Genomic DNA, 14,776 nt, shown 5'->3' with positions numbered 1-14,776 from the left:
GGGCAGGGTTGCTAGAAGGGTGGGTCGTCGGGCAGAGGCGGCGGGGCCGGGATGTCTGGAGTCCAGTTCGCGGGTAATTCCTCTGGCTCACGCGGATCATTGATCCATGTGCAGAAGGGGCTGGTGCTCGCCGCGCCCTTGAAGGCAAACAGCATGTTGCGCGCATGATTTCGGAACTGTCGAGCTGCGATCTCCTGCTTTCTGGCTTGCGCAAGTTCTCGCCGTGCATCGTTTTCTTGACGTTGCTTTCGATTGTGGCTGCGCGCCTGGGTGATTCGTGACTTTCGCCGCTTGGACGCGCTCCGCCCGCGGGGCGCCGGTGCGGCACACGCGGCCTGGCGCGGTTGTGGAAAAAGGTCATCGCCGGCCGGGCTGGTTTTATATGTGCGACCGGTAGGCGATGTCCAGATGACAGTCCCGTCGGCCAGTTGAGTGTCGCGCCATGCACCGAAAGTCTTGAGTCGATGATGTTGGCGACAAAGGCATTTCAGGTTAGCCGGTGTGGTCAGTCCGCCGGCCGCGGGATTCTCGTGATTGAACGCAATGGTGTGGTCGATGTCGCAAACACCAGCGGGTCGACCACATCCGGGAAAGCGGCAGGTCAGATCCCGGCAGCGGATCGCCCGTTCGAGCGCTGCCGATGGTTGATAACGCAGCACTTCTTGCGCGCTGGTCACCGGATCGGCGACGAGCAGTGAGGCGAACGTCGCCAACTCACGAACCTGCTCCGCGTCGATGACTCCGTACCCCTCCAGGTAGCCGGGCTGCGTGCCCTTGGCCAGGACGGTTTGCTCGCTGGCCACAACGTTGATCACCACCCGTGCGCTGCCTTGATCGCATGCGGAGGCTTCTGCGGGTGCACTGACGGGGCAACCCGATTGCCCGCAAGCGCACCGGAGCCGGTGGCCCTGGGCCAGCGCGGCGAGCGCATCAGCACGGCGTTGATCGAATGTCCGAGGGTCCCCCGGGCACACTTGCTTGGCAAGTTCGGAGAGTCGGCGATCAAAGGTGGCCGCAGCTGCGGCTGCGACCGTGCCGTAGACCTCGGCCATCCCATTGTCGAGGGCATTGATGCCGATGTGTCGCTCGCCGTCGGCGCTCTCGCGTCGCTCACGGGCGGCATCCGGGTCGATGCCGCGCACCGTGGCGTCGACCGCGTTGACGATGCGCTGCCTCGACCAGCTGTGCCAGTTGCGGATACGGGTGGCCAGCGACTGGTCAAGTCGGGCGGCCAGCTCAGCGTCGGTGACCAGATCGGTGCGTCTGATGATCAATTGCACAGTGCGCCAATCGGTTTGCCCTTCGGCCAGAAGAGCTGCGATCTGGGGCAGTCTGGTGTGCAGGGCGTCGGCATCCGACACCAAGTAACTGGCCGCCATGGGCGACAGATTCATGGCGGCCGCCACCTCGGCCGCGGTGTGCTCGAACCCGTCGATCACGGCGTAACCCGGGCGCGGCTCGCTTTGTTCGGTGGCGGCCACCCGATGCCGCAGCAAGGCCGCGACGGCGGCCAGCCGGCGGGCCACCAACATCGACTCCTGTCGGTGTGTGGATTCGACGACCTCGATCAAAGCGACCGGATCGATCATCGTATCGAACATAGGTTCGATTATAGCCGCGGCGTCCGACGAGTCAGCCGGGTCGGCGCGTCACCCGGCCGCCTAAGGCGTGACGAGAATCTTGCAGTGCCGCTCGGGGTCGGCGAGGTCGTCGAAGGCGGCGCCGACCCCGTCCAGGCCCACCTCGCCGGTGATCAATGGGCTGACATCGATCTCGCCCTCGGCCAGCGAGCGCAGCGACTCGGCGAACTCCTCGGGGCCATAGGCCAAACAGAATTGCACGTTGATCTCTTTGGCGATAGCGAAGAAAGGATGAAAAGTGTCGGCCTCCATGCACACCCCGGCCACGACCAGACGGGTGCCCGGGCGCGAGCGCAACACGACGTCGTCGATGATCCCGGGCACGCCGATCGCCTCGAACACCACCGCTGCCTTGACCGTGTCGAATGGCGAACCGTCGGCGGCATCCAGGGTCTGATGTGCGCCCATCGCGGCAGCAAGTTCCCGCCGCTTCACCGAAAAGTCAGATGCCACAATATTTTCCACGCCGCGCGCCCGCAAGGATGCGATGATCGCGATGCCGATCGGGCCGCAGCCCAGCACCAGCGCGGTCTCGCCCGGCTCGATGTTCGACTTGTTGACGGCGTGCAGTCCCACCGCCATCGGCTCGGTCAGGGCGGCGTGTTGGGGGTCCAGGCCGTTGGGCACGGGCAGCAACAGCGGTGCCGAGAGCAGCATCCGCTCGGCGTAAGCGCCGATGGTGTGATTGCTGTAGACGATGGGTTCTACGCCCTTGGCGGACAACAACACCGGAATCGACGTGACGATCGAGCCAAGCGGATACGTGTCGGTGTCGGGTCCGGCCTCGAGCACCTCGGCGCTGAATTCGTGGCCCATGAAGATGTCGTGCTTGAGGTCGACGTTCATGCCGCCGGTGGCGCCCGCCACCCGCTCGGTCATTTCCAGCACCTTCTCGCCGTGTTTGGCGAAATGCAGGTCGGAGCCGCAGATTCCGCAGGCCTTGACCGCCACCAGCACCTGACCGGTTTCGGGTACCGGGTCTGCGACGTCGTCTCGATAGATCATCCGGCCGTCGCGCAGCACCGAGGCGCGCATCAGTTCGCCGCGCCTTCGTGCTCGCCGACGTGCTCGGTGATGGCTTTCACGACGGCCTCACCGGCACGGCCGATCAATTGGTCGCGATGGTCTTTGGCCCAGTCGTGCGAGGCCCGCGATGCCGCCAGTTGCCCCTTGAAGTGCGGAATAACCTTGCGGGCCATCAGGTCATAGCAGTGGTAGGTCGCCTCGGGCGAGGCCCAGTCATGACCGAGCATCAGCAGCGTCCCGAAGCCGCCCGATCGATCCAGCAGGTCCTCGATGTGTGCGATTGCGTCATCGGGTGTGCCGATACAGCAATTCCCTTTGGCCGCATAGTCTTCGACGAACTCGTAAGGAGTTTGCGAACCTTCCACGGTGTTGGCCAGCGGGACGAATCCCGCGGCGCCGAAGTAGTTCGCGAAATCCTGCAGCCCATAAGTACAGTCGTTGATCGCCTGTTCGCGGGTGTCGGCGATGTGCATGATGGACAGCCCCCGCCAATCGGTCCGATTCGGTTCGTCCCGCCCGACTTTGGCGGCCTGCTCGCGCACCACGTCCCAGGTGGTCTCCAGCGCGGCGAAACCGCCGGGCACCGACATCGAGAGCGACAACAGTGATGTGCCGAGCGCGCCGGCCAGGCGCGGACCGGACGGCGAAATCATTGCCGCTGTCGAGATTTCGGGATAGGGCCAGGTGTACGGGCGAATGTGCAGCTGTGCGTCGCGCAACGTGAACCAGTCGGTGTGACGGTCGATGCGCTCGGTAGGCCCCGCACGGAACAGTGCCAGGATCGCCTCGAGCGACTCCTGCATCATGTGCCGCTGATCGACCGGATCGATGCCCATCATGTGGGCATCCGACGGCAGTGCCCCGGGGCCGGTGCCGAACATCACCCGGCCTCGGGTCAGGTGATCCAGCAGCACCCAGCGGTCGGCCACCATCAGTGGATGGTGGTAGGGCAGCGAGACCACACCGGTGCCCAGCCGGATGTGCTTGGTCCGCTCCGCGGCGGCCGCGATGAACACCTCTGGGCAGGCGATCAACTCGTAGCCGCCCGAGTGGTGTTCGCCGAACCAGGCCTCGTCGAAGCCCAAGCGGTCCAGGGTAACAACACGTTCCATGTCGTATTCCAGTGCGACCGTGGGTGATTGGCCGGTCGGGTGAAACGGCGTGATGAAGACGCCGAAACGAAGGGGTGCGTTCACCGCAGCTCCAATCCGTCGAGAAATTCCAGCAATGCGGTGTTGACCTCGTCGGGCCGCTCCTGTTGCAGCCAGTGGCCGGCGCCCTCGATCATCAGCTGTCGGTAGGGCCCGGAGACGAGCTCGGCCGCGCGGTCGGCGCGGGTGAAAGCGAGCACGGGATCGGCTGTGCCGCCGATGAACAGGCACGGCACCGAGATCTTCGCGTCGGCGAGGTCGGCGGTGAGCTCCCAGTTGCGGTCGAAGTTGCGGTACCAGTTCAGGCCGCCGGTGAATCCAGTGCGGGAAAACTCGGCGATGTAGTGATCGAGTTCGTCCTGGCTGATCCAATCGGGCAGCTCATCGGGCTCGGGAAGGCGGTCGATGAAGCCCTCCGGGCCCGGTGCCACCATCCGCATTCCCGCGGCCTTGTCACCGTCGGTCCGCAGACCGCCCATCAACCGGCGAATCGCGCGGGCGGGATCGCTGTTGAGTTCGGCGTCGGCGACGCCTGGCTCCTGGAAATACAGGATGTAGAAGAAGTTCTCGCCGAATGTCTTGCGCCAGGCCTGCGTCGGCGCCACCTGCGACCGCGGCGTGGCCGGCACGCTCAGCGCGGCGACGGCCGCGACCCGGTCGGGGTGCAGCAGCGGCGCATGCCACACCACGGGGGCGCCCCAGTCGTGGCCGATCCAGACGGCCCGCTCGGCACCGACGTCGTCGAGCAGGCCGACGATGTCGGTCGTCAGCTCGCGGATGTTGTAGGCCTCGATCGCATCGGGGCGCGAAGACCCGCCATACCCGCGCTGGTCGGGTGCCAGCACGTGATAGCCGGCTTCGGCGAGCACCGGAATCTGGTGTCGCCAGGAGTACGCCAATTCAGGGAAGCCGTGAGTCAAGACCACCACCGGCGCACCGCGGTCGCCGGCTTCGACGACTCGCAGCTGCACCCCGTTGGTCTCTACTAACCGTTCGGTTGATGTGGGCACCAACACACCAAATCACAACCCCTCTGGCCTGAGAAGTATTCAGCGGGGTTGAAAATGCCCGTTCATTTCGCGGCCGGTTCTGGTTGCCTGATAGGCGTGAGACGGCTGGACCACATCGTGTTGTGGACGAACAATGTTCAGGCATCGATGGACTTCTATACGAACGTGATAGGGCTGACGCCGGTGCGGTTCGACGAGTTCGCTGCCGGCGAAGCACCGTTTCCGAGCGTGCGGGTGTGCGAGGACTCGATCATCGACCTGATGCCGGTGGCCGGCATCGGCGCCACCGACGTCCTGACCAAGGTCGCCGGCAGCGCCGGCCATCCGGTCAACCACGTCTGCCTGTCGATGTCGCTGCCGGAATACGAGGCACTGGATCGGCGGCTGCAGGCCGCCGGAGTGGACACCAGCGCCCGCCTCGAGCGCAGCTACGGAGCCCGGGGATGGGCGCCGCACATCTACTACTTCTCCGATCCCGACGGCAATGTGATCGAGGCCCGCTATTACGACTAGTCGCTGGACCGGGCGCACGAGCGGTGTCATGCCAGGGGGGCTTCTCCCAATGCGAGGCGTCCCCGAACTCAATTTGCGGTGCTCTGCTCCCTATCGGGAACCGCCGCGCGTTGGTATAGCGGTAGCCTGAACTTTTCCAGTTGCGTGTATCGGGGAAGGACCTGGCCGAAACGGCCGATGATTGATGAACCGGAAAAACGTGATTCGCATAGTCACGGCGATCGCTGTAGTAGTGCTGCTCGGCTGGTCGTTCTTCTATTTCAGCGATGACACCCGCGGATACAAGCCCGTCGACACCTCGGTGGCGATGTCCCAGATCAGTGGGGACAACGTCAAGAGCGGGCAGATCGACGACCGTGAGCAGCAACTGCGGTTGACCCTGAAGAAGGGCAACAACGACACCGACAACTCCGACAAGGTCATCACCAAGTACCCCAACGGCTACGCCGTCGACCTGCTCAACGCGCTGAACGCGAAGAACGCCAAGGTCAGCACCGTCGTCAACGAAGGCAGCATCCTGGGTGAGCTGCTGGTTTACGTGCTGCCGCTGCTGCTGCTGGTCGGGCTGTTCGTGATGTTCTCGCGCATGCAGGGCGGCGCCCGGATGGGCTTCGGCTTCGGCAAGTCGCGCGCCAAACAGCTCTCCAAGGACATGCCCAAGACCACGTTCGCCGACGTAGCCGGTGTCGACGAGGCGGTCGAGGAGCTATACGAGATCAAGGACTTCCTGCAGAACCCGTCGCGGTATCAGGCGCTGGGCGCCAAGATCCCCAAGGGCGTGCTGCTCTACGGGCCGCCGGGAACCGGTAAGACGTTGCTGGCCCGCGCCGTGGCCGGTGAGGCCGGCGTGCCGTTCTTCACGATCTCGGGTTCCGATTTCGTCGAGATGTTCGTCGGCGTGGGCGCCTCCCGGGTGCGCGACCTGTTCGAACAGGCCAAGCAGAACAGCCCGTGCATCATCTTCGTCGACGAGATCGACGCGGTGGGCCGCCAGCGCGGCGCCGGGCTCGGCGGTGGCCACGACGAGCGTGAGCAGACGCTGAACCAGTTGCTGGTCGAGATGGACGGCTTCGGCGATCGCGCCGGGGTGATCCTGATCGCGGCGACCAACCGGCCCGACATCCTCGACCCGGCGCTGTTGCGCCCTGGCCGCTTCGACCGGCAGATCCCGGTGTCCAACCCCGACCTGGCGGGCCGGCGCGCGGTACTTGCCGTGCACTCGAAGGGCAAGCCGATCGCTCCGGACGCCGACCTCGACGGGCTGGCCAAGCGGACCGTCGGCATGACCGGCGCCGACCTGGCCAACGTCATCAACGAGGCCGCGCTGCTGACCGCGCGGGAGAACGGCACCGTCATCACCGGGCCCGCCCTCGAGGAGGCCGTCGACCGCGTGATCGGCGGACCGCGCCGCAAGGGCCGGATCATCAGCGAGCACGAGAAGAAGATCACCGCCTACCACGAGGGTGGGCACACCTTGGCCGCCTGGGCGATGCCCGACATCGACCCGGTCTACAAGGTGACGATTCTGGCGCGCGGGCGCACCGGCGGCCACGCCGTCGCGGTGCCCGAAGAGGACAAAGGCTTGCGCACCCGCTCGGAGATGGTCGCGCAGCTGGTGTTCGCGATGGGTGGGCGCGCCGCCGAGGAACTGGTCTTCCGTGAACCCACCACGGGCGCGGTGTCCGACATCGAGCAGGCGACCAAAACCGCGCGCGCGATGGTCACCGAATTCGGTATGAGCTCCAAACTCGGTGCCGTCAAATACGGTTCCGAGCACGGCGACCCGTTCCTGGGCCGGACGATGGGCAACCAAGCGGATTATTCGCACGAGGTCGCGCGCGACATCGACGACGAGATCCGCAAGCTCATCGAGGCCGCGCACACCGAGGCCTGGGAAATCCTCACCGAATACCGCGACGTCCTCGACACGCTCGCCGGCGAGCTGCTGGAGAAGGAAACCCTGCACCGGCCCGAGCTGGAACAGATCTTCTCCGGCGTCGAAAAGCGGCCCCGGCTCACGATGTTCGACGATTTCGGCGGCCGCATCCCGTCGGACAAGCCGCCCATCAAGACGCCCGGCGAGCTGGCGATCGAGCGCGGGGAACCGTGGCCGCAACCCGTTCCCGAGCCGGCTTTCAAAGCGGCGATCGCCGCGGCCAGTCAGGCGGCCGAAGCCGCACGCGCCGAGGCCGACCGAAAAGCTCACGGCCCCAATGGTTCTCACGGTGGTCAAGGCACGGGCGATCGCGAGCGCCGGCCCACCCAGCCGGACTACGGCGCGCCGGCCGGCTGGCATGCGCCCGGATGGCCACCGCCACCGCAGCAGCAACAACCCCAAGGCCACTGGTATCCGCCTCCGCCGCAGCCGTATTGGCCCCAGCCGGCCCCGAGTTATCCGGGCCAGCCGAGTCGTGGCCAGGGCCAGGGTCAGCCGTCCTACCCGCCCTATCCCCCCTACCCGCCCAGTCCGGATCCGGCAAGATCGCCTGACCAACCGGATGAGGACGTGAGCCGGCCTCATCCGCCGGCCCGAGGCTGACGAACGGAGATTTCGATGGTGCTGCCGGATACCCGCGCCGCGTTGGATCGCGTCCGGGCGTTCGACCAGGCACGTGCGGAGGCGGCAGTCCGCGAGCTGCTGTACGCGATCGGCGAAGATCCCGATCGAGATGGGCTGCGGGACACTCCGGCCCGCGTGGCGCGCGCATACCGGGAGATCTTCTCCGGTCTGTACACCGACCCCTCCGATGTGCTGAACACCATGTTCGACGAAGATCACGACGAGTTGGTGATCGTGAAGGAAATCCCGCTGTACTCCACGTGCGAGCATCACCTGGTCTCGTTCCACGGGGTGGCCCACGTCGGCTACATCCCCGGCCAGGACGGCAGGGTGACCGGGTTGTCGAAAATCGCGCGGCTGGTTGACCTTTACGCAAAGCGGCCGCAGGTGCAAGAGCGGCTCACCAGCCAGATCGCCGACGCTCTGGTGAATCGGCTCGACCCGCGCGGGGTGATCGTCGTGGTGGAGGCCGAGCATCTGTGTATGGCAATGCGAGGTGTGCGCAAGCCCGGCGCCATCACCACCACTTCGGCGGTGCGCGGGCAATTCAAGACAGATGCCGCCTCACGGGCCGAAGCGCTCGACCTCATCCTGCGTAAGTGAGTTCGCCGCCTGTGCAGGTAGTCGGGGTTGTGAACGTCACTGACGACTCCTTCTCCGACGGCGGGCGCTACCTCTGCGTTGACAACGCCGTCGCCCACGGCCTGGCGTTGGCGGCCGAAGGCGCGGGCATCGTCGACGTCGGTGGGGAGTCGACCCGGCCCGGTGCCACCCGGATCGATCCCCGCATCGAGAGCTCCCGCGTCGTTCCGGTCGTCAAAGAGCTTGCAGCACAAGGCATTACAGTTAGCATCGACACTATGCACGCCGATGTTGCGCGCGCGGCGTTGGAGAACGGTGCGCGGATCGTCAACGACGTCTCCGGTGGACGCGCCGATCCCGCGATGGCACCGCTGGTGGCCGAAGCCGGGGTGCGGTGGGTGTTGATGCACTGGCGATCGGTCTCGTCGGACCGTCCGCACGAGGCCCCGCGGTATCGCGACGTGGTGGCCGAGGTGCGTTCGGAATTGCTGGCCGGCGTCGAGGACGCGGTGGCCGCCGGCGTCGACCCGGCCAAGCTGGTCATCGACCCGGGGCTCGGATTCGCCAAGACGGGACAACACAATTGGGCCTTGCTGCGGGCTTTGCCCGAGTTGGTCGCCACCGGGGTGCCGGTACTCCTGGGTGCCTCGCGCAAACGCTTCCTCGGTACGCTGTTGGCCGGATCGGATGGGGTGCCGCGACCGCCCGACGGGCGCGAAACGGCGACCGCGGTGATTTCCGCGCTGGCCGCCCTCCACGGGGCCTGGGGTGTGCGAGTGCACGACGTACGGGCCTCGGTCGACGCCCTCAAGGTCGTGGACGCGTGGACCCGGACGGAGCGGACGCAGAGCGATGGCTGACCGAATCGAGTTGCGCGGCTTGACAGTTCATGGCCGGCACGGAGTTTACGAATTCGAGCGGGTAAGCGGGCAGGAGTTCGTCGTCGACATCGTGGCGTGGATCGACCTGGCCGCCGCCGCCGCCAGCGACGACTTGGCCGACACCTACGACTACGTCGCCCTGGCCGAGCGGGCCGCCGCGATCGTCGGGGGCCCGTCGCGCAACCTGATCGAGACGGTGGGCGCCGAGATCGCCGACTTCGTAATGGACGACGAACGCGTGCACGCCGTCGAGGTCACCGTGCACAAGCCGCATGCCCCGATCGAGCTGCAGTTCGCCGACGTGGCGGTGGTAATTCGGCGATCGCGCCGCGGCGGGCGTGGTTCGGTGGTTCCGGCGGGCGGTGTGTGATGACGCGCGCCGGCGACGATGCAGAGCGCAGCGATGAGAAGGAGCGGCGCTCATGACCTCGGTCGTACTGTCCATCGGCTCCAACCTCGGGGATCGGCTGGCACGGCTGCAGTCGGTTGTCGACGGCCTCGGCGACGCGCTGCTGGCTGTCTCGCCGGTGTACGAAACCGCCCCGTGGGGGCGGGCGGAGCAGGGCCCGTTCCTCAACGCGGTGCTCATCGCCGACGACCCGGCCCTCGACGGGCAGGGCTGGCTGCGCCGGGCCCAGGAGTTCGAACAGGCCGCGGGCCGGATCCGCGGTGAGCGCTGGGGTCCGCGCACCCTGGACGTGGACCTGATCGCCTGTCACACGGCCGACGGCGAAGTGCTCAGTCGCGAAAACAACCTGACGCTGCCGCATCCGCTGGCCCATCTGCGGGCCTTCGTGCTGGTCCCCTGGTTGGCCGTCGACCCGGATGCCGTGCTCACCGTCGCCGGCGGGCTCCGTCCCGTCGCCGAGCTGCTGGCCGAACTCGACCCCGCCGATCAGCAGGCGGTCCGGTTGTCGGGGCACACGCTCCAGCACTCGTCCGATCCAGAATCGAAGAGCTGATGGGCCCGACCAGAAAACGTGACCTGACGGCCGCGGTGGTCGGCGCTGCTTTTCTGGGATATCTGCTGATCAAGGTGCTGTTTCGGTGGTTTCCGCCGATCACCGTGTGGACCGGTCTGTCACTGCTGGTCGTCGCCATCGCCGAAGCGCTATGGGCGCGCTACGTGCGGGCCAAGGTCAACGACGGGGAAATCGGTGACGGGCCCGGCTGGCTGCACCCGCTTTCGGTGGCCCGCAGCGTGATGGTCGCCAAGGCGTCTGCCTGGGTGGGTGCCCTGGTGCTGGGTTGGTGGATCGGGATCCTGGTGTTCTTCTTGCCGCGGCGATCGTGGTTGCGGGTCGCCGCGGAGGACACCGCCGGAACGGTGGTGGCGGCCGTCAGCGCGCTGGCGCTGTTGGTCGCCGCGCTATGGCTGCAGCATTGCTGCAAGTCCCCGCCACCGGATCCGGCCGACCACGCCGAGGGGGCCGAAAGCTAGGGCGCCCGAGGTTGCGGACCACCACCGGGGCCGGCCCAGAACCACGGGGCCGTTAACGGCGATGAATCAACGAATTAACCCAGGTGAGAATCGCCGGAGTAGCGCGACACGCTCAATGACGTCGCACAGGTACAGTCAGGCCATGACCGTTCTGTCCCGCGGCGCCCGGGTACGGCGCGGCGGCCGCAGGCCGGGGTGGGTGCTCTTGACGACGTTGCTGGTCCTCGCGATAGGCGCCAGTTCCGCACTGGTTTTCACCAATCGCGTGGAACTTCTCAAGCTCGCTGTGATCCTGGCGCTGTGGGCCGCCGTCGCCGGTGCCTTCGTGTCGGTGCTGTACCGCCGGCAAAGCGACGCCGACCAGTCGCGGGTGCGCGACCTGAAGCTGGTCTATGACCTGCAGCTGGATCGGGAGATCTCGGCCCGCCGGGAGTACGAGCTGACCGTCGAGTCCCAGCTGCGGCGCGAGCTGGCCTCCGAGATACGCGCCCAGGCCGCCGACGATCTGGCCGCGCTGCGTGCCGAAGTGGCCGCGCTGCGGACCAGCCTGGAAATCCTGTTCGACACCGATCTCGAGCAGCGGCCCGCGCTGGAGACCCTGGAAACCGACACGCCGCCGGCCCGCGCCTACAGCGACTGGGACCGCAATGGCGAAGGTACGGGTGTCGATTGGGTGACCAGCGATCGCGTCACCTCGGTCCGGGAGGGCGACTCGGTCAGCTCGGCCGAACCCCGCACCGACGAATCCGCGATCATCGACGTGCCCGAAGAACCGCTGCTCCCGCCCCGCTCGCGGGAGCGGGCCCGGTTCCCCTACGAGGGCCAGCAAGAGGCGTCCTACCCGCCGCCGCAGCAGGTCCAGTATCCCGAGGCCCCGCGGTATGTGCCGCCGCAGGAGGTCCCGTTCGCGCCTCCGCCGATGCCCGCCGCGGCTTCGGCCGAGCAGCAGCGATTCGAGCCCCAGCAGTGGCAGCCGGTACCGCCGCCCGAGCCGCCGCCCGGGTTGGTGCCGGACTGGCAGCCGGTCAACGCCGACGGGCTCTGGCTGCCCCCGGGCGCTGTCGGCGCCAACTGGTCCGGCTCCGATGCACCCGACGCTGCCACGCCGCCGGGCCGGCGCCGGCGCCGGTATGCCGACCCCGACGAGCGGGCCGACGGTTCGCCGTTGTCGAACGAACCCCCGGCGCCGGGTGGCGAATCCGGTCGTAGGGCCCGCTCGCGGCACTCCGCGGAGTACCGCGACTACAGCGTCCGGAACTTCATCTCGACAAACGAGCCCGCCGCACCGCCGCCCCCGGCCGCCGCGACCGCACCGCCCCCGCCGCCGCACCCCCGGCAGGGCCAGAACGACGGCGCGCCACCGCCGCCGCGACTGGCTCCCGCGCCACACCTGGAGCGCGCGCCACCGCCGCCGCGACTGGCTCCCGCGCCACACCTGGAGCCGGCCCCCCGCCACCTGGGCGCGGACGAGGCCCCGGAAGGCGGTGGTGAAGGGCCGCAAACCGGCGGTCAGTCGGTTGCCGACCTGCTGGCTCGGCTACAGGTGCAGCCCTCCGGCGGTGGCCGGCGCCGGCGTCGGGAAGGCTGAGCTGGGACATTCCTCACATTGGGGCCGTGTCCTGAATCGACTAGAGTCTTGATGACCGTCCGGTACCCGGTAGCTGGGACTGGAACGAACGAATCAACATTGTGAGGTCGTCTGCGATGGAGCAGTTCGACGGTTTACGCCCGGCCAGGCTCAAGGTGGGGATCATTTCGGCTGGCCGGGTGGGTACCGCCCTGGGTGTGGCGCTGGAGCGCGCTGAGCACGTCGTGGTGGCGTGCAGTGCGATCTCCCACGCGTCGCGCCAGCGGGCGGCCCACCGATTGCCGGACACCACGGTGGCCTCCCCGCCCGACGTGGCAGCGGCGGCCGAACTGCTGCTGTTGGCGGTTCCCGACAGCGAACTCGCCGGCCTGGTGTCCGGACTGGCCGCCACCTCCGCGGTGCGGCCCGGCACGATCGTCGTGCACACGTCGGGAGCCAACGGCGTCGGGATTCTGGCGCCGCTGACGCAGCACGGCTGCATACCGCTGGCGATTCACCCGGCGATGACGTTCACCGGCTCCGACGAGGACATCAGCCGGCTGCCCGACACCTGCTTCGGCATCACCGCGACCGACGAGGTCGGCCAGGCGATCGGCCAGTCGCTGGTGCTGGAGATGGGCGGCGAGCCGTTCTGCGTCCCCGAGCAGGCGCGCGTCCTGTACCACGCCGCCCTGGCTCACGCGGGCAACCACATCGTCGCCGTGCTCGCCGACGCGCTCGACGCGTTGCGGGCCGCGCTGCGGGGCAGCGAGCTGCTCGGGCAACAAACCATCGACGAGCAGCCCGGGGGCCTCGCCGAACGCATCGTCGGCCCACTGGCCCGGGCGGCGCTGGAGAACACGCTGCAGCGCGGGCAGGCCGCGCTCACCGGTCCGGTCGCCCGCGGTGACGCCGCCGCGGTCGCCGACCATCTGCGCGCGCTCACGCTGGTGGATCCGGAACTGGCCCAGGCCTACCGGGTCAACGCACTGCGCACCGCGCAGCGCGCCCACGCTCCCGAGGCCGTCCTCGAGGTGCTGGCGCGATGAACGCGATGACGGTCCGGCCACCGGCCTTCACACCCGGCAAACTCAACGTCTACTCGGCACCACGCGAGGTATCGGACGTCAGCCGCGCGCTGCGCCACACCGGCCGCCGGGTGATGCTGGTGCCGACGATGGGCGCACTGCACGACGGGCATCTGGCCCTGGTGCGCGCCGCCAAGCGGGTGCCCGGTTCGGTGGTGGTGGTTTCGATCTTCGTGAATCCGTTGCAGTTCGGTGCCGGGGAAGACCTCGACGCCTACCCGCGCACGCTCGACGCCGACCTGGAGCTACTACGCGGTGAAGGCGTCGAGATCGTGTTCGCCCCCACCGCCGCGGCGATGTATCCGGACGGCATGCGCACCACGGTGCAGCCCGGGCCGTTGGCCGGCGAACTCGAAGGTGCTTCGCGACCAACGCATTTCGCGGGAATGCTGACGGTGGTGTGCAAGCTGCTGCAGATCGTGCGCCCGGACCGCGCTTTCTTCGGCGAGAAGGATTACCAGCAACTGGTGCTGATCCGGCAGATGGTTGCCGATCTGAACGTCGACGTGCAAATCGTCGGTGTGCCGATCGTCCGGGAACCCGACGGGCTGGCGATGTCGTCGCGCAATCGCTACCTCGACAGCGAGCAGCGTGAACTGGCCGTGGTCCTCTCGGCGGCGCTGACAGCCGGGGCGCACGCGGCGGCACATGGTGTCCAGGCCGCGCTGGACGCGGCCCGCGCGGTGCTCGACGCCGCGCCCTCCGTCGCGCTCGACTACCTGGTGTTGCGCGGCACCGAGCTGGGGCCGGATCCTCTCGGGGGTGCCGGCCGGCTGCTGGTCGCCGCCCGGCTGGGCACCACGAGACTGCTGGACAACGTTGCAATCCAAATCGGTAATCTCGCCGGCACCCCTGGGGGGCCGGACGGGCATGTTGAATCACCTTGGAGGAATTGATGTTTCGCACGATGCTGAAATCGAAGATCCACCGCGCCACTGTCACGCAGGCTGATCTGCACTACGTCGGCTCGGTGACGATCGACGCCGACCTGATGGACGCGGCCGACCTGCTCGAGGGTGAACAGGTGACCATCGTGGACATCGACAACGGCGCCCGCCTCGTCACCTACGCGATCACCGGCGAGCGTGGCACCGGCATCATTGGAATCAACGGTGCGGCAGCACATCTCGTGCACCCCGGCGACCTGGTGATCCTGATCGCCTACGGCACGATGGAGGATGCGCAGGCGCGTGCCTACCAGCCGCGCATCGTCTTCGTCGACGCCGATAACAAGCAGATCGACCTGGGCAGCGACCCGGCATTCGTGCCCGATAATGCGGCTGAACTACTCAATCCCCGGATGGGCGCGCGATAGCC

At 67.5% G+C, this 14,776-nt stretch carries 15 protein-coding genes; 11 read left to right on the top strand and 4 right to left on the bottom strand.

Annotation, left to right across the window (positions count from 1 at the left end):
• Positions 1-11: 11 nt before the first annotated feature.
• Genes MAAFP003_RS25220 through MAAFP003_RS25205 form a run of 4 tightly spaced genes read right to left on the bottom strand, consistent with a single transcriptional unit; the run spans position 12 to position 4,827 of the window.
• Positions 12-1,601, bottom strand: coding sequence for an HNH endonuclease signature motif containing protein (locus MAAFP003_RS25220; protein ID WP_096290356.1), 1,590 nt, complete (start codon positions 1,599-1,601; stop codon positions 12-14).
• 60 nt (positions 1,602-1,661) lie between these two features.
• The gene (locus MAAFP003_RS25215) at positions 1,662-2,675 is read right to left on the bottom strand and encodes a zinc-binding dehydrogenase (protein ID WP_096290355.1); all 1,014 of its coding nucleotides are present in this window, start codon (positions 2,673-2,675) and stop codon (positions 1,662-1,664) included.
• The gene (locus MAAFP003_RS25210) at positions 2,675-3,862 is read right to left on the bottom strand and encodes an LLM class flavin-dependent oxidoreductase (RefSeq protein ID WP_096290354.1); all 1,188 of its coding nucleotides are present in this window, start codon (positions 3,860-3,862) and stop codon (positions 2,675-2,677) included. Before MAAFP003_RS25210 ends, MAAFP003_RS25215 begins: the two co-directional genes overlap by 1 nt.
• Positions 3,859-4,827 (bottom strand): alpha/beta fold hydrolase, encoded by a 969-nt coding sequence (locus tag MAAFP003_RS25205; protein ID WP_096291406.1) that lies wholly within the window; start codon positions 4,825-4,827, stop codon positions 3,859-3,861. Before MAAFP003_RS25205 ends, MAAFP003_RS25210 begins: the two co-directional genes overlap by 4 nt.
• 96 nt (positions 4,828-4,923) lie before the next feature.
• On the opposite strand from MAAFP003_RS25205, the gene MAAFP003_RS25200 reads away from it, so the two are divergent.
• From MAAFP003_RS25200 to panD, 11 genes are all read left to right on the top strand, one after another.
• Positions 4,924-5,340, top strand: a complete 417-nt coding sequence (locus MAAFP003_RS25200) for a VOC family protein (protein WP_279304559.1) — start codon at positions 4,924-4,926, stop codon at positions 5,338-5,340.
• Positions 5,341-5,524: 184 nt separating this feature from the next.
• Positions 5,525-7,879 carry an ATP-dependent zinc metalloprotease FtsH gene (gene ftsH, locus MAAFP003_RS25195; RefSeq protein ID WP_096290352.1) on the top strand — a complete coding sequence of 785 codons (2,355 nt, stop codon included), beginning with the start codon at positions 5,525-5,527 and terminating at the stop codon, positions 7,877-7,879.
• A 15-nt stretch (positions 7,880-7,894) separates the two neighbouring features.
• The gene (folE, locus tag MAAFP003_RS25190) at positions 7,895-8,503 is read left to right on the top strand and encodes a GTP cyclohydrolase I FolE (protein ID WP_096290351.1); all 609 of its coding nucleotides are present in this window, start codon (positions 7,895-7,897) and stop codon (positions 8,501-8,503) included.
• Positions 8,500-9,342, top strand: a complete 843-nt coding sequence (folP, locus tag MAAFP003_RS25185) for a dihydropteroate synthase (RefSeq protein WP_096290350.1) — start codon at positions 8,500-8,502, stop codon at positions 9,340-9,342. The genes folE and folP overlap by 4 nt, the downstream gene beginning before the upstream one ends.
• Complete coding sequence (gene folB / locus MAAFP003_RS25180) at positions 9,335-9,733, top strand: dihydroneopterin aldolase (RefSeq protein ID WP_096290349.1); 399 nt, start codon at positions 9,335-9,337, stop codon at positions 9,731-9,733. Before folP ends, folB begins: the two co-directional genes overlap by 8 nt.
• A gap of 52 nt (positions 9,734-9,785) precedes the next feature.
• Positions 9,786-10,325: a 2-amino-4-hydroxy-6-hydroxymethyldihydropteridine diphosphokinase gene (gene folK, locus MAAFP003_RS25175; RefSeq protein ID WP_096290348.1), complete on the top strand. Its 540-nt coding sequence runs from the start codon at positions 9,786-9,788 to the stop codon at positions 10,323-10,325.
• A complete protein-coding gene (locus tag MAAFP003_RS25170; protein ID WP_096290347.1) occupies positions 10,325-10,804 on the top strand; it encodes a DUF3180 domain-containing protein in 480 nt (159 codons plus the stop codon). Before folK ends, MAAFP003_RS25170 begins: the two co-directional genes overlap by 1 nt.
• A gap of 142 nt (positions 10,805-10,946) precedes the next feature.
• Positions 10,947-12,392, top strand: a complete 1,446-nt coding sequence (locus MAAFP003_RS25165) for a DUF6779 domain-containing protein (RefSeq protein ID WP_096291405.1) — start codon at positions 10,947-10,949, stop codon at positions 12,390-12,392.
• A gap of 116 nt (positions 12,393-12,508) precedes the next feature.
• The gene (locus MAAFP003_RS25160) at positions 12,509-13,420 is read left to right on the top strand and encodes a Rossmann-like and DUF2520 domain-containing protein (protein ID WP_096290346.1); all 912 of its coding nucleotides are present in this window, start codon (positions 12,509-12,511) and stop codon (positions 13,418-13,420) included.
• Between the two features lie 5 nt (positions 13,421-13,425).
• Entirely contained in the window at positions 13,426-14,355 is a 930-nt protein-coding gene (gene panC, locus MAAFP003_RS25155; RefSeq protein WP_096291404.1) for a pantoate--beta-alanine ligase, read from the top strand.
• Positions 14,355-14,774: an aspartate 1-decarboxylase gene (gene panD, locus MAAFP003_RS25150; protein ID WP_096290345.1), complete on the top strand. Its 420-nt coding sequence runs from the start codon at positions 14,355-14,357 to the stop codon at positions 14,772-14,774. The genes panC and panD overlap by 1 nt, the downstream gene beginning before the upstream one ends.
• Positions 14,775-14,776: the final 2 nt, after the last annotated feature.

Origin of the sequence: Mycobacterium ahvazicum, from assembly GCF_900176255.2 — a bacterium.
In the GTDB taxonomy this organism is placed as follows: Bacteria; Actinomycetota; Actinomycetes; order Mycobacteriales; family Mycobacteriaceae; genus Mycobacterium; species Mycobacterium ahvazicum.
This window is presented reverse-complemented; position numbering and strand designations above follow the sequence as displayed.

Coding starts and splice junctions, on each gene's coding strand:
- MAAFP003_RS25220 (WP_096290356.1), bottom strand. CDS start 1,601: ATGTTCGATACGATGATCGATCCGGTCGCTTTGATCGAGGTCGTCGAA.
- MAAFP003_RS25215 (WP_096290355.1), bottom strand. CDS start 2,675: ATGCGCGCCTCGGTGCTGCGCGACGGCCGGATGATCTATCGAGACGAC.
- ftsH (WP_096290352.1), top strand. CDS start 5,525: ATGAACCGGAAAAACGTGATTCGCATAGTCACGGCGATCGCTGTAGTA.
- folE (WP_096290351.1), top strand. CDS start 7,895: ATGGTGCTGCCGGATACCCGCGCCGCGTTGGATCGCGTCCGGGCGTTC.
- folB (WP_096290349.1), top strand. CDS start 9,335: ATGGCTGACCGAATCGAGTTGCGCGGCTTGACAGTTCATGGCCGGCAC.
- folK (WP_096290348.1), top strand. CDS start 9,786: ATGACCTCGGTCGTACTGTCCATCGGCTCCAACCTCGGGGATCGGCTG.
- MAAFP003_RS25170 (WP_096290347.1), top strand. CDS start 10,325: ATGGGCCCGACCAGAAAACGTGACCTGACGGCCGCGGTGGTCGGCGCT.
- MAAFP003_RS25165 (WP_096291405.1), top strand. CDS start 10,947: ATGACCGTTCTGTCCCGCGGCGCCCGGGTACGGCGCGGCGGCCGCAGG.
- MAAFP003_RS25160 (WP_096290346.1), top strand. CDS start 12,509: ATGGAGCAGTTCGACGGTTTACGCCCGGCCAGGCTCAAGGTGGGGATC.
- panC (WP_096291404.1), top strand. CDS start 13,426: ATGACGGTCCGGCCACCGGCCTTCACACCCGGCAAACTCAACGTCTAC.
- panD (WP_096290345.1), top strand. CDS start 14,355: ATGTTTCGCACGATGCTGAAATCGAAGATCCACCGCGCCACTGTCACG.